The sequence below is a fragment of the Coprococcus sp. RTP21281st1_F1_RTP21281_210402 genome (assembly GCF_040915325.1).
GTDB classification, from domain to species: Bacteria; Bacillota; Clostridia; order Lachnospirales; family Lachnospiraceae; genus Coprococcus; species Coprococcus aceti.
Genome location: NZ_JBCPDQ010000001.1, coordinates 129,218 through 143,422 on the forward strand (window position 1 = coordinate 129,218; position 14,205 = coordinate 143,422).

The 14,205-nt window shown below is 42.0% G+C and carries 12 protein-coding genes and 1 other annotated feature; of the genes, 2 read left to right on the top strand and 10 right to left on the bottom strand.

The genetic code is table 11. The features are described from left to right. From AB5150_RS00700 to AB5150_RS00710, 3 genes are all read right to left on the bottom strand, one after another. Positions 1-1,333: peptidoglycan binding domain-containing protein (locus AB5150_RS00700; protein WP_368291044.1), on the bottom strand; the 1,333-nt coding region annotated here is incomplete at its 3' end. 126 nt (positions 1,334-1,459) lie between these two features. Further along, positions 1,460-2,314, bottom strand: coding sequence for a metallophosphoesterase (locus AB5150_RS00705; protein ID WP_349818366.1), 855 nt, complete (start codon positions 2,312-2,314; stop codon positions 1,460-1,462). Between the two features lie 10 nt (positions 2,315-2,324). After that, complete coding sequence (locus AB5150_RS00710) at positions 2,325-3,572, bottom strand: D-alanyl-D-alanine carboxypeptidase family protein (protein WP_368291045.1); 1,248 nt, start codon at positions 3,570-3,572, stop codon at positions 2,325-2,327. Positions 3,573-3,721: 149 nt separating this feature from the next. Between AB5150_RS00710 and AB5150_RS00715 the strand changes: the two genes are divergently transcribed. Further along, positions 3,722-4,750, top strand: coding sequence for a 3-deoxy-7-phosphoheptulonate synthase (locus tag AB5150_RS00715; protein ID WP_022216437.1), 1,029 nt, complete (start codon positions 3,722-3,724; stop codon positions 4,748-4,750). A 109-nt stretch (positions 4,751-4,859) separates the two neighbouring features. Here the strand turns inward: AB5150_RS00715 and AB5150_RS00720 are convergent, their stop codons facing one another. The 7 genes from AB5150_RS00720 to AB5150_RS00750 form a co-directional block, all read right to left on the bottom strand. Further along, entirely contained in the window at positions 4,860-5,189 is a 330-nt protein-coding gene (locus AB5150_RS00720; RefSeq protein ID WP_055144410.1) for a hypothetical protein, read from the bottom strand. Between the two features lie 15 nt (positions 5,190-5,204). Continuing rightward, positions 5,205-5,867 (bottom strand): DivIVA domain-containing protein, encoded by a 663-nt coding sequence (locus AB5150_RS00725; RefSeq protein WP_173795395.1) that lies wholly within the window; start codon positions 5,865-5,867, stop codon positions 5,205-5,207. A gap of 166 nt (positions 5,868-6,033) precedes the next feature. Beyond that, positions 6,034-6,480, bottom strand: coding sequence for a D-aminoacyl-tRNA deacylase (gene dtd / locus AB5150_RS00730; RefSeq protein WP_022216435.1), 447 nt, complete (start codon positions 6,478-6,480; stop codon positions 6,034-6,036). Positions 6,481-6,561: 81 nt separating this feature from the next. Next, positions 6,562-7,068: an acetolactate synthase small subunit gene (gene ilvN / locus AB5150_RS00735; RefSeq protein WP_022216434.1), complete on the bottom strand. Its 507-nt coding sequence runs from the start codon at positions 7,066-7,068 to the stop codon at positions 6,562-6,564. An 81-nt stretch (positions 7,069-7,149) separates the two neighbouring features. Continuing rightward, the gene (gene ilvB, locus AB5150_RS00740; protein ID WP_022216433.1) at positions 7,150-8,874 is read right to left on the bottom strand and encodes a biosynthetic-type acetolactate synthase large subunit; all 1,725 of its coding nucleotides are present in this window, start codon (positions 8,872-8,874) and stop codon (positions 7,150-7,152) included. Positions 8,875-8,975: 101 nt separating this feature from the next. Further along, positions 8,976-9,264: a binding site (T-box leader), on the bottom strand. A 74-nt stretch (positions 9,265-9,338) separates the two neighbouring features. Further along, positions 9,339-10,649 carry a GNAT family N-acetyltransferase gene (locus AB5150_RS00745; RefSeq protein WP_368291047.1) on the bottom strand — a complete coding sequence of 437 codons (1,311 nt, stop codon included), beginning with the start codon at positions 10,647-10,649 and terminating at the stop codon, positions 9,339-9,341. 109 nt (positions 10,650-10,758) lie between these two features. Continuing rightward, the gene (locus AB5150_RS00750) at positions 10,759-12,114 is read right to left on the bottom strand and encodes an MATE family efflux transporter (protein WP_368291048.1); all 1,356 of its coding nucleotides are present in this window, start codon (positions 12,112-12,114) and stop codon (positions 10,759-10,761) included. 210 nt (positions 12,115-12,324) lie between these two features. On the opposite strand from AB5150_RS00750, the gene asnB reads away from it, so the two are divergent. Continuing rightward, on the top strand, positions 12,325-14,181 hold the full coding sequence (asnB, locus tag AB5150_RS00755) for an asparagine synthase (glutamine-hydrolyzing) (protein WP_368291049.1): 1,857 nt from the start codon (positions 12,325-12,327) through the stop codon (positions 14,179-14,181). Positions 14,182-14,205: the final 24 nt, after the last annotated feature.

Here is a 14,205-nt window from a genome sequence, read left to right on the forward strand (position 1 = left end):
ATGTTACAGGAGTCTCATAGTCATCGCCGATAAGCACAGCAGGTGTCTTCTTATACAGGATCGTATATACACCTTCAGGTGTTCTGTATTTGCCATTGTTTGCAAGGCTTCCGGTTACGCAGTCGGAATCCCACACAAGATTGCCGTCTACATATGCATATACATGCTGCTGGCCAAAATCACATTCGATATATGAATCACCGATATCATCGCCGCCATCGTGATAAACTGCAGCGTAGCAGTCAAACGGCGGTGTATGTGTTGTGGACTCTCCGGCTTCAAGAAGCTTCATGAGCTCTTCTGTCTCACCGTCCACATCGATCATCCAGCCATACCAGGTATTCGCCAGAGTGATGACATCACCATTATGAGTTCTGAAATTCCTCGGCACACCGTATGTATCGTATCTGCTTGCGATATTCTCGACATACTCACGCACCTTGTCTTCTGAGAATTTCCATTTTCCTTTTACGTTGCTGATCCAGTCGCCATATTCCTTGCTGGTAAGCTTCCATGACACCTGATCAATCTCATATGTAATGGTCATCTCAAGGATCTTTGCAAGATCCTTCTGCTCATTTACTATCTCTTCACTGTCGGCTGTGAGCTCAGGACTCTCGTATGCGTCACTTTCCGATACATCAAGCACGGATTCACCTTTAACAATCGCCTCATCTATTATACAGCATAATCTGTCAAAATCAAGATAATTTCCTTCAGAATCAGGAATAATTGTTGATTCTCCATCCTTGATCGTAACATAGGCATCTTCCGGTTTCTCCATCTTGGACTCGTCAAGACTGTCATAGCTCTTCAAAAGCTTCTCGAGAGCATCCTTGTCATACGACGCTGAATAGTAAAGGTCATAATCTTTTCTCTTTAGCATGTAATAAGGCCAGAGAAAACCATTTTGTTCGCTTATGATCTTCTTGGCTGTTATATTCGGCTTTATATCAAGCGATATATCTTCTGGTTTTATGACATGTTCCTCACCGCCCCTGAGCTTGAGTGTGAGGGAATAATCCTGTATGTAACTCTCTATGTATGCATCGACATCATCAAGTGAGTAAAACGAATAGTCTATATCATTGATGTATGTCTTGTAGTTGTAATGGAACATGAACCATATCGATATAACTATATATGTACATACGACCACCGCTCCAAATATAGCCGCTGTGATCTTCAAAGCTCTGTGAGTCTTTTTTGCAGGCTTGTCATCCGGTTCGGTCTCTGTCCCCCCGAATATTGTCTCTTCAGCAACTATCTCTTCAGCGGCATCAGTGTTCACATTATCTTTATCTATATTGTTATCATCTGTGTTATTGTTCATAAAATCACGCTCTTCCCCTTCACACATAATTCCATGCGAACTTACATCCAACATACATAATATTATATGCTATATTACTATAATTCAACACTTAATTATGTTTAAATATAAGAGGCTAACGCACTGTTATCTGGACAAATTGATGGTCACCAGATCCGGTTCGTTATTAACTCTGATTCGGATAGTGTGAAGTCCGAGTCCTGCACAGACTATCATATTATGTCCATCGCAGGAATATAACCCCTTATAGTACTTTGGAAACAGTCTGATCATAGGCGATATCACGCCCCCGAGAAATGGCAGGATCACAAGTCCACCATGTACATGGCCGGATACAGTAAGATCAGCGCCCCATCGGGAATATTCTTCAAAATAATCAGGATCATGTCCTATAAGTATATTGTAATCGGATCTGCTTATCGGTGGAAGTTCATTCAGCAAATACTCTTCATCCATATCGAGCTTTTTGAATCTTCTGTAATATTCCGTCTTCATGTCAAGTCCGTATATCGTGACATTGTATTCATCAAGATGAACACTTTCATTTATAAGCCAGGTGATGTTATCTTTTGTTCCTTCATATAACCTGTTCCACATATCACCATATTTTTCATATATGGATGCGCGCATCTCATGATTTCCTTTTCCCATATACACAGGAAAACGCTTGCCAAGTTCATTCAGGAAATGTATACCTATATCTACTGTAAGTCCCGGCTTTCCGACTATTATATCCCCCGCCACCAGTATGAAATCCGGATTGATCTTTTCTATACAGCTTATAAGCTTCTCGTTGTCCTTTCCAAATTCCGCATTGTGGAGATCTGATATCATGACTATCCGGGCTTTTTTTCTTATTCTCCTGTCATGCAGTTGATAATTTGAAAACGAGATTCTTCTGTTTTCGCGGTAACTCTCTATCAAAAGATTAACAAGCGTTATAATGCATAGTACGATAACTACAACTAAAAAAATCTTCATGTATTTAACCTCAATATGTAAATTGTAACTTGAGCACTTTAACGAAAGCGTACTTCATACTCATGGAATCAACCTTCTCCGCCGCATATATCGGCACTGAACCGATGCACCTCTCGCCAATATAATAGCTCATCTTTCCAAGCTCTTCACCACTGTCAACCGGGGCAGTCAGTGGATCTCTCATCTCCAGTTTCTTCTTCACATCCTCCGCGTGTTCTCCCGCAAGCAAGATCCCGGTGAATTGTGAGTCGGTCTTAATTGTAACACAACTTTCGGTGCCATTGTCTATGGAAATCTCTTTTTCCTGAAGAATATTCAGATCTGTATATTTCTGGCACATCGAATATCCATAATCAAGCAGCCTGCAGGCGTCTTTGTTTCTGATATCCTTTGTATCAGCTCCCATGATGACAGCAATAAGCTGTATGCCGTCCCTCTCAGCAGTCGCCGACATGCAATATTTTGCGGTATTTGTGAAACCTGTCTTAAGGCCGGTTGCTCCTGTATACATATTCAAAAATTTATTTGTGTTGACGAGATCAAACTGACTCTCGCCCCTTCGTGTTTTATGTATGATTGAATCCATCCATATGCCTGAATAATCAAAGATGGCAGGATATTTTGTTATGAGTTCTCTGGACATTATAGAGATATCCCGTGCTGACATTTTATGTCCATCCGCATCCAGGCCACACGCATTTTTGAAACTTGCATTTGTCATCCCCAGCTCAGCAGCCCTCTCATTCATCTTTTTCACAAACGCTTCTTCGCTTCCGGCAACCTTTTCCGCCATGGCAACAGCCGCATCGTTTCCGGATGCAATTATAATACACTTTATCATATCTTCAACAGTCTGTTCTTCTCCTGCCTCAAAGAAGCATTGCGATCCGCCCATGGACGCAGCATGTTCACTCACAGTTACAATATCATCAAGAGTCATTTGTCCGGCCCCTATCGCCTCAAAAGCCTGAAGAAGCGTCATAACCTTTGTAACCGAAGCCGGAGCCATGGCTTCATCACAGTTTTTTTCAAATAACACCTGACCTGTGGATGCCTCAACGAGTATACAGCTTGGAGATTCCACCTCCAGAACTTCTGTCTGGTCTGCCGCCTGAGTCTCTGTCTGTTCCTCTGCATATACCATAAGATTCGTACCATTTGTGTTTGCAAATATGATAAAGATGAGTACCGTTATAACAGATAATCTTCTGATATTTTTCTTCCTGCCCATCTTTTTTCTATCCGGAAAATGCAGCATACAACTCCTCTTTCAGTTTCTGTTTATATATTATATTATGCATTTATCCGGCAATATGACTTTTTATCCCACCAATATAGTATTATTTTCTTTATTTTGTAAAGTTTTTCTGATATAATCAATGGCTAGAAAAAAGGAGGACATGTTTCATGAGTATGAAATTAGTTAAACGAGTACCAACTGGCGATGAGATCAAGGAACTATACCCTCTTTCAAGCGAGTTGAAAGCCATCAAAGCCAGAAGAGATGAAGAGATCAGAAAAATTTTCGTAGGCGATGATGACCGATTTATATTTATCATCGGACCTTGTTCAGCAGATAATGAGGATGCTGTTTGCGATTATCAGAATCGTCTTGCAAAGGTTGCAGATGAAGTTAAGGATAAGATACTGGTCATTCCACGTATATATACTAACAAGCCAAGAACTACTGGTGATGGTTACAAAGGAATGCTCCATCAGCCTGATCCTACAAAGGCATCAGACATGCTCGAGGGCCTTTACGCCATCAGAAAAATGCATATAAGAGCTATCAGGGAGACAGGACTCACCGCTGCTGATGAGATGCTTTATTCAGAAAACTGGCAGTATGTAGATGATATCCTCTCTTACGTTGCCATAGGCGCACGTTCTGTTGAGGATCAGCAGCACAGACTTACCGCAAGTGGAATGGATGTTCCTGTAGGTATGAAGAATCCTACAAGTGGTGACTACAACGTTATGATGAATTCCTGTATAGCAGGACAGCATCACCACACATTCCTCTATTCCGGATGGGAGGCACACACAGACGGAAATCCTTTGACACATTGTATATTGAGAGGTGCACTGAATAAGCATGGACAGTCTATATCCAATTATCACTATGAGGATCTTAGGCTCCTTGCTGACACATACAAGAAGTTCAACCTCGTAAATCATGCATGTATAGTTGATGCCAACCACAATAATTCTGGCAAGAAATTTATTGAACAGCCAAGAATTGTCAAGGAGATAATCCACAGCAGGAATTACGATTCTGAGATCAAGAATCTTGTAAAGGGTGTTATGGTTGAGAGTTATATTGAGGATGGCAACCAGCCAGTAGATGGTGGATGCTATGGTAAGTCTATCACAGATCCTTGTCTTGGATGGGATAAGACAGAGAGACTTCTCAAGGAAGTTGCAGATCTTCTGTAAAAAATACATTTTAAGCCTGCGCGCTTATACAATTACACGTGCTGTGCTTATACAACACAAGAAAACCGGCGGATCTATCATGATACCGCCGGTTTTCTTTATTTATCTGTCAGGCCGAAGCCTCGCAGAGTTTGACGAGTATGCATCTTCCCAAAGACACATCTCCCATCATCTTATATTTACTTGTAGTATACGCATACATCGGATCGACAACTCTTCTCAAAAGTCTTGAAAGAACTGGAACTGTAAATACATATTTAACCTTATACTCCCTGTCCGAATCCTCTGTTAATCTGGCAACATGATCCCTTATATCTATGTAGAACACCCCACTATCATTGCCGATAACATTGAACTGAAGACAACAATCATCAATATCCGCCAATTCCAAAGAACTGAGAACGCCGTCGATACACTCCACGCATTCTTTATACGTCATATAAACACCCAATCTTTATAAGAACTCGAAGTCTGCATCCTCATCGCCATCTCCGATAAGTGCCTGATTACGCTTTACTCCTTCTTCTACTTCACCAACAATAAGTTCTTCCTCTTCTTCCTCCTGAGCAGCCTGAGCACTCTTACCTGTGAATGCTGCCGGCTTTGGCTCTGCCTCTGGAGCAGCCTTTGGTGTCATCTTGAGCTTCTGAGGTGCATCTCCGCCCTGCGACTTCATCTTAAGCTTTGTTATAGGATCCGCCTCAACTGCAGCTTCAACCTTATTTGCAGCCTCAGCAACCTTTGCACTTGATCCGCTCTTGAGTGTCTCCATCTCTTCCTTGAGCTTGGCAAGCTCAGCCTTTGCATTTGCGATAACCTCGTTAGCCTTCTTCTTAGCGTCGTTTATTATCTTGTTAGCCTCAGCATTTGCTGCGTTGGCTTCCTTCTTGGAACCAGGAGCAGCCTGCTCGAGCTGCTTCTCAAGCTCATAAATCTTTACGCTGTTCTCCATAAGGTTCTTCTTTGACACTTCGTTCTCTGACTCAAGAGCTGCATACTTTGTCTCAAGTTCTGCATAATCTTCTGCAACTGAGCGCAGGAAGCTGTTAACCTCATCCTTATTATATCCAAAAAGTCCTTTTTTAAAGGTTTTAGATTCAATCTGATCCTTTGTCATTGTATAGTTCTCCTTTTCAGTATTAGTTCTCTCTATAATATTATCCTTTGCATATAGAAACTCCACTTGTAATTATATTAACAAATATTCATTTTTTCAACAATATTGTTGGATTTTATAAAATTTTCCCATTATATTACAATTTTTTCGGCAAATCATGGATATATTACAATTCATTACTGTCAAGTAATATGGTAAATGGCCCATCATTGGACAGATCCACTTTCATATCTGCGCCAAATTCTCCATGTTCCACCACAGGAACAAACTCACGGCATCTTTCAATTATATACTCATACATCTCATTGGCCATATCAGGCGCTCCTGCACCAGTAAATGATGGTCTGTTGCCCTTCCGGCAGTCTGCGCACAAGGTAAACTGTGAAACGATCAGGAGTTGGCCGTTTACACTGTTTATGTCAAGATTTGTCTTGCCATTTTCGTCGGCAAATATCCTCATCTTCACAAGCTTGTTTATCATCTTGTCAGCAATCTCTTTGGTATCCGAATCGTATACTCCGACAAAAACCAGAAAACCTTTCTGTATGCTGCCGATCACTTTGCCATCCACCTCTACTGATGCGTGATTTACACGCTGTATTACAAATTTCATTTTATTTTACGGATCCTTTCATAATCTTTTTACAGACTATTTTACCAGCAATATCATTGTGACAGTTATTTTCTGGTCATACTATCTGTCCGACATGCTTATCGCTTCAACTGCAACACTTCCGCCTCTTACAACCTCTATTCTGTTAGGAAAACTCTCTTTGAACAGTTTTATTGCATTGTCGTTCTTTGCATCAGTCTGAACACACTCAACAAGCACTGATTTCTTATTGTAGTCAGTGATCTTGTAGCCAAATGCATTTGCAATTCTGAACACTTCATCTTTATCCTCATTTGAACAGCTGTTGACCTTGACATATAAAATCTCGTTGTTGTGAATGGCTATATCAGTGTAGTCGACGACCTTGATAACCTCCACACTTCTATTGAGCTGTTTTTTCACCTGCTCAAATGTCCTGTCATCACTGGTGAAACCGATGGTCATTCTGGATATTGTCTCATCCTCGGTTACTCCAACGGTTATAGTATCTATATTGTATGATTTGCTTGAAAACAAACCTGAAATTCTTGCAAGTACACCTACCTCATTCTCTACGAACAGGCATATCCATCTCTTCTTTACGCTCATTCTATATACCCCTTTCATCTGGATAATATACAAATATATATATGTACATTCTATTACCAATATAAAATCAATTTATCAATATCAGCAGTCAAGTATCATGTCATTCAGTGACTTTCCACCCGGAACCATAGGAAATACGTTGGCCGTAGGATCGATGAAGAATTCTATAACTGTAGGTCCGTTTGTATTTGCCCTGGCAGCCTCAAATGCCGGCCTGATTTCCTCAGGCTTTGTAACTCTTATGCCCTTTGCATCATAGCTCTCTGCCAGTTTTACAAAGTCAGGAGAATACTTTGGACAGCATTTATCCGGATTCTGACAGTCTCTGTTGCATCTTCTTCTATATCTGAGACATGTACTGCTGTATCTCTTATTGAAGAACAGCTCCTGCCACTGGCGTACATTGCCGAGATAGCCGTTGTTCAGTATACAGAGGGTAACAGGAAGCTCAAGTGCAACAGCTGTAGCCATCTCCTGAATGTTCATCTGGACTCCGCCGTCTCCGGATATACAAATAACATCTTTATCCATGTTGCCAAGCTTTGCGCCTATGGCAGCAGGAAATCCATAACCCATGGTTCCAAGACCTCCAGAAGTTAAGAGCTGTTTGTTCTCGTCTATATCAATGTACTGCGTTGTCCAGAGCTGATTCTGCCCAACATCAGTTGTAACGATGAGATTGCTGTACATATCGTTTATGGTTCTGATGATAGCCTCAGGGGTCACACCATCATATCTGTTCATGTTGATAGGATACTCAGCCTTGACATTCATAATGTCATCCACCCAGCCTTTGATATCAAGAGGTTCTGCATATTCAAGCATCTTGGATATGGCAACCTTGGCATCAGCAACGATAGGTATATCTACCTTTATATTTCTTGATATGGACGCTGCATCTATATCAACATGTATGATCTTGGCATTCTTGGCAAATGTATCTATAGTACCTGTTATTCGGTCGTTAAATCTACATCCGATGGAGAAAAGTACATCGCTCTCCATGATAGCCTTGTTGGATGCCATGTTACCATGCATACCGATGTTACCGACATAGAGTGGATGGTCAGTAGGAATAGCACCCTTACCCATAATTGTAGTAACTACAGGTATACCGGTCTTCTCTGCAAGCTCCTGCATTTCTTTTCTCGCATGTGCGATATTGACTCCGCCGCCGCAGAGGAACACAGGCTTCTTTGCATTCTTAAGCTCCGCAAGGGCTCGCTTGATCTGTCCAACATGTACACCCTCTGAAGGCTTGTAACCTCTGATATTTACTTCTGTAGGATACTCGTCACTTCCCATGGCAAGCTGTATATCCTTAGGAATATCAACAACTACAGGACCTGGCTTTCCGGTTCTTGCTATGTAAAAAGCATTTTTAATGATCCTTGCAAGATCTTCTCTCTTTCTTACTGTGACTGCATACTTACATATGCTTCTTGTGATTCCAACTATATCAACCTCCTGAAAAGCATCATTTCCAATAAGATTCATTGGAACCTGTCCTGTAAAACATACCAGTGGCACGCTGTCGTAGTTGGCTGTGGCAATTCCCGTTACAAGGTTTGTCGCGCCCGGACCACTTGTTACCAGACACACTCCAACTCTTCCTGTTGAACGTGCATATCCATCTGCTGCGTGGACAAGCGCCTGCTCGTGTCTTGGAAGTATCATATCGATACCTTCTGCATCATACAACGCATCAAACAGATCTATCGCCGTTCCACCAGGGTATGCGAACAGAGTGTCTACCCCCTCTTCCTGCAACGCTTTTACAAACATCTTTGCTCCATTGATCTCCATATCTTATACCTCCTGTAAAGTTCATGATAATCTAAACTTACGCCTCGGGATGTATATATGCACCCCATGCATAGAAAAAGCCCTAAGCGCAACTGTTTTACGCTTAGGGCGAATATGTTCATATCCGTGGTACCACCTAAATTCAGACAAATGTCTGCACTCATCAGATACTATAATAAATTATCACTGTAATCATTATTAATATCTTATTCCTGTAACGGGGAAAACCGTTGAAACCTACTCGACAACAGCCGACAAATATGTATGCTGCAATCTTTCAATCCACTGCTCGAAGGCTACCTTCCACACATTCCTGATGAAGACTCTCACCACCGTCTTCTCTCTGTTGATCGGGGGGATGCATGTACTCCTCCTCGTCATAGCATTTGACTATTTCCCGGTCGTTTTACGACCCTTAGATGTGATTATTTTATCATTAACATGAAGATGTGTCAACGATTCTTTTACTTGCCCGCCAGCAGTTCAAACCAAAATACATCGTATCCCGCTGCAGCGGCAACTCTCTGGGAGGCTATATGGGACATTCCTGTGCCATAATATGGTATTTTGCCACACCTGAGTATATCCTTGGTCAGTTCAGATACAAGCGATGTACCCACATGTCTTCCCTCAGCTTCTTGAACAACATTTATACCAATCTGCCAGAAGTCGTCACTGTCAGCGCTTGCGCCAGCCATACCAATAATCTCACCATCTGATACAGCAGCCACAGCCAGCACATCAGGAGTGTTATCATCAAAGCAAAATGCCTCATTCCATCTGTCATCTCCTTTGAATTGCAGGATCTCATCCCCCGTATACCTGACAAGGTTAAAATCTTCTTTTATCATCGAATCAACGGTTTTATCTGTATTATCTTTTCTCGCTGCCTGTTCGCTCAGTTTCGTCGGAAGGTAAAATGGGTGGGCAGATTTCAATTTGCATCCGTATCTGGAAAGAATATTGTCGAGCTCACGAAATTTCTCTATATCCATGAACCATTTGCCAGTTGTGTTCTCATAGCGTTTTCTGCATTCTTCTACAATCTCTCTACGACCGGTAAATAGCAACTTGCTATTTACCACAGCTATTTTGAGTGGGCACTTTTCCTGTCCTTTGAACCGTCTTTGTCCTTCTATCTGTCTGTATTCAGAAAATATATTGTCACCAGAATATATATCAGCCGCATCACAGCAGTAATCCCTGGCCAGCTGATCATACAGTGAATTCTTCATCTTTCCAGACAGCCAATGTTTTCTCGTCATAATATTCGTATGTCCTATCCGGATTTCATTCAAAAGAGGCACATCCACTTCATCACAGGTATGATGAAACACAAATCCAAGCTTTTCCTGTACTATGCAGGACTTGGAATTGCCATCGTAGTAACCGCACCATATTGTTCTCATGCCCAGATCAAGAAATCCATGTTCTATGAGTCTCCTGGCCGCCTCCGGTGCGTATTCGTTGCCCCAGTGAGGCTTTCCTATCCAGTATCCGAGTTCACATTCGTCATCGCGGTCTGTCATATCTGTCCTTCCATTTAACAGTAATTCGATGGCACCGACAACCAGGCCGCTGTCCTTCAGACACACAGCATAACACTCCGGCCCATTAAATACATTCCGTATCATATCAAGGCTGTACTCCCTGCTCTCATGCACTGGCCAGCCAGCTATAGGTCCCACATCAGGGTCACTTGCATATTCAAATAATATATCTGCGTCACTCTCCTGCCAGTGACGTAATATTAACCTATTAGTTTCTAAAATCAAATCATATATCCCCTTTCATATAAGACTTTCTTTTTCTGATACGTCTATTCTAAATTATATATGCCACTGAATGTCGCACCCACTGTTTAGCTAATTCAGCCTTTTTACCTCAGTCTGTGCTTTCCCAGTTTTTCACTATCCTCAGATATTTGCCGAGATTGATAAAAGATCTAACGATCTCGTCCACTATGACTGCAAGAAAGACACCTGCTATTCCAAGCTTAAGGACAAACACAAACAAAAGCGCCACAGAAACCACCCACACCGTACCAAACAGCTGTGTTATGAGCATCCATATCGTATTGCCACTGCCCCTGATCGCATTGCCAACCACTATATTTGCTGATTTGGCAAACAGATTGATACTGATAAAGATCAGATATATCCCACACGATGCAATTATACTCTTGTCGTTGGTGAAAAGTGATATGATCTGCTGTGGAAACGCAAGACAGACACCGAGTGTGATGATTCCAACTACTATACACAAGCCATACGCACAGACACATACACCCTTGTATTTACTCAGATCATTGTTTCCTTTTGCCTCACCGGTTAGCGTCATTGTACCGTTTCCTATCGCTCCAATGATGACAACCGCCAGGACCTCGACACTGAATATGATGGAATAAATTCCGGCAGCCATCTCATTTATGGCGTTGAGAATCCTTATAATCAGCAGATTACCAAGATTCCATGCAAAATCCTCAAGAGCTGTGTTCACTCCCAGCTTTGCCGACAAAAGATACGGCTTTATATGTGCCTTTACTACCCATTTCATAGATGGTTTAGTGTTAAGTTTCTTGCTTGATACCACGAATATCACTGCAAATATAAGTCCAGAGTACTCCGCTATTGTCGTCGCTATGGCTGCACCCTTTATCCCCATGGCTGGGAACCCAAATCTTCCAAATATCATAACCCAGTCAAGGAGTATATTTACACCAGATCTTAATATTCCATATACAACAAGTGGTTTGGTATAGTTTGATGTCTGGAGTATGACGCTGAATGCACCGCCCAGTCCTGTTATCAAAAATACGGGCGCATAATACCTGGAATAATCAAGACACATCGGCATCAGGCCGTCTGACACACCCATGAGTCTGAATACAAATTCAGCGCAGAATGTCCAGAAGAAAAATAACAGTATCGGTATGATATTATTGTATTTCACCATGGCACCGGAGTATTCCTCTATGTGTTCGGTATCTCCTGCACCAACGCTCTGACTTATCAGTATAGACGCTCCTGTCACGATGGAGAAACAGAACGACATGGTGGTCCACATCGGTGAAGTCACATTGCCAAGTGCGCTCATGTACATGCTGTTTACGTGTCCTAAAAATATTCTGTCTATAAGCATCTGAAGCTGTGATATCAGATTGCTCAGCATGATCGGAACCGCGATGTTTAAAAGTCCCGGAAGGTATTTTTTGTTAGTCTTTATTAAAGTGTTTTTCATTGCAGTATTTCTCTTTCTTTTATCAATATTTTGTAGGTTCAAATGTCATGATGTTTATTGCCGATTTTGTGTTCATACTCACAAAAAACAAATATGATACATTATATCAATACTTAACATATCTTGCATCAAACTTATAGTATTATATAAAAGTTCTATAAAATCAACTCCCCAATATAATATATAGATACCACAAAAAGAGGTAAATATATGTGTTCCATCGCAGGATTCTATAATTCCAACAGGGATTTCAATACCGAACATGAACGATACTCATACATATTGAACGACATGAATAAGGCACTTGCTCACAGAGGTCCGGATGCACAAAATACAGTGCTGTCATCGCACTGTGGAATGGCACACACAAGACTTTCCATACGTGACGTAGCAAGAGGCGAACAGCCTATGAAAAAGGTCATCGGCGAAAATACTATATACATAGTGTACAACGGCGAGATCTACAACACAAAGGAACTGAAATCGGAGCTGCTCGCCCTTGGATATACATTTGATACAACTTCGGACACAGAGGTTATTCTCAACTGTTTTCTTCACTTCGGTCCCGATTTTGTTCACAGGCTGAACGGAATATTTGCATTTGCGATATATGACGAACATATCCAGACCATATATCTGTACAGGGATCACTTCGGTGTGAAGCCGCTGTACTACTCAGTAACTGATGACGGAACACTTGTCTTCGCCTCAGAGATCAAAGGCCTGCTCTACTATCCAGGTATAAGGCCTGTCATTGATGCACGGGGACTATGTGAGGTGTTCGGAATCGGGCCGTCCAAGACTCCAGGCTGTGGAGTATTTCAGAATATAGACGAAGTAAAGCCGGGACATTTCATGAAATTCTCATCCTACGGAATGACAGACTTCACATATTACCGCATAACCAGCAATCCTCACACTGACAGCTATGAAGACACTGTGGAAAAAGTCCGTTATCTTGTCAAGGACAGTATAGAGAGACAGATCGTATCGGATGTGCCTGTATGTACATTTCTCTCGGGGGGCATCGACTCATCAATCGTCAGCAGCGTATGCGCCGCAAAACTCAGGGAGCAAGGGAAAAAGCTGCACACTTTCTCATTTGATTTCAAAGATAATTCCAAATATTTCAAGTCAAATGCATTCCAGCCGGAGCAGGATCGACCATATGTAGATATGATGGTAGCCCACATAGGTTCAGACCACACATATCTCACCTGCAATTACAGTGATCTTGCAGACTATCTGTATACTTCCGTGGAATCAAGGGATATGCCGACGATGGCGGATGTGGATTCTTCCCTTCTCTACTTCTGCTCACTTGTGGCAAATGAATACAAAGTAGTATTGACCGGAGAATGCGCAGATGAGATATTCGGAGGCTACCCTTGGTTTTACAGGGATGAACTGCTGTCTGCAGACACATTTCCATGGATGAAGGATCTGTCGCCAAGGCTCTCAGTACTGTCGCCGGACATCAGAGATAGTCTTGATATACCGGGATATGTGTCATCACTATACAATTCTCTCCTGTCCGAGATCAATCTTCTTCCGGGGGAATCCGATACAGAAAAGCGGCGCAGGCAGATATCTTATCTGAATATCAGGATGTTCATGCAGACATTGCTTGACCGAATGGACAGAACCAGCATGGCAAGCGGTCTGGAAGCCAGAGTTCCATTTGCCGATCCGAGGATACTTGAATATGTATTCAACGTACCATGGGAATTCAAATATTCCGAAGGCTGTGAGAAAAAGCTTCTGAGAGAAGCCATGAAGGATTACGTACCGCACGAGATCATGTACAGAAAGAAAAGCCCATATCCAAAGTCATATGACCCTCATTATGAACAGGAGCTTGCAAAGAGGCTTCTCTGCGTGCTAAACGATCCGGAAAGTCCTCTTCTGCCTCTCATCGACAGAGAATATGTGAAAAGTTTCATAAATGCGCCAAAGGATTACGGCAGACCTTGGTTCGGTCAGCTCATGGCAGGCCCTCAGATGATGGCATATCTTCTCCAGATTGATCACTGGTTGAGAAAATATGCCATTGTCCTTGACATATAAAAAGACTTCCAGCCTTCTGTATAC

Excerpts from the sequence above, each read along its gene's own strand:
- AB5150_RS00705 (WP_349818366.1), bottom strand. The coding sequence starts at position 2,314 with ATGAAGATTTTTTTAGTTGTAGTTATCGTACTATGCATTATAACGCTT.
- AB5150_RS00710 (WP_368291045.1), bottom strand. The coding sequence starts at position 3,572 with ATGCTGCATTTTCCGGATAGAAAAAAGATGGGCAGGAAGAAAAATATC.
- AB5150_RS00715 (WP_022216437.1), top strand. The coding sequence starts at position 3,722 with ATGAGTATGAAATTAGTTAAACGAGTACCAACTGGCGATGAGATCAAG.
- AB5150_RS00720 (WP_055144410.1), bottom strand. The coding sequence starts at position 5,189 with ATGACGTATAAAGAATGCGTGGAGTGTATCGACGGCGTTCTCAGTTCT.
- AB5150_RS00725 (WP_173795395.1), bottom strand. The coding sequence starts at position 5,867 with ATGACAAAGGATCAGATTGAATCTAAAACCTTTAAAAAAGGACTTTTT.
- dtd (WP_022216435.1), bottom strand. The coding sequence starts at position 6,480 with ATGAAATTTGTAATACAGCGTGTAAATCACGCATCAGTAGAGGTGGAT.
- ilvN (WP_022216434.1), bottom strand. The coding sequence starts at position 7,068 with ATGAGCGTAAAGAAGAGATGGATATGCCTGTTCGTAGAGAATGAGGTA.
- ilvB (WP_022216433.1), bottom strand. The coding sequence starts at position 8,874 with ATGGAGATCAATGGAGCAAAGATGTTTGTAAAAGCGTTGCAGGAAGAG.
- AB5150_RS00750 (WP_368291048.1), bottom strand. The coding sequence starts at position 12,114 with ATGAAAAACACTTTAATAAAGACTAACAAAAAATACCTTCCGGGACTT.
- asnB (WP_368291049.1), top strand. The coding sequence starts at position 12,325 with ATGTGTTCCATCGCAGGATTCTATAATTCCAACAGGGATTTCAATACC.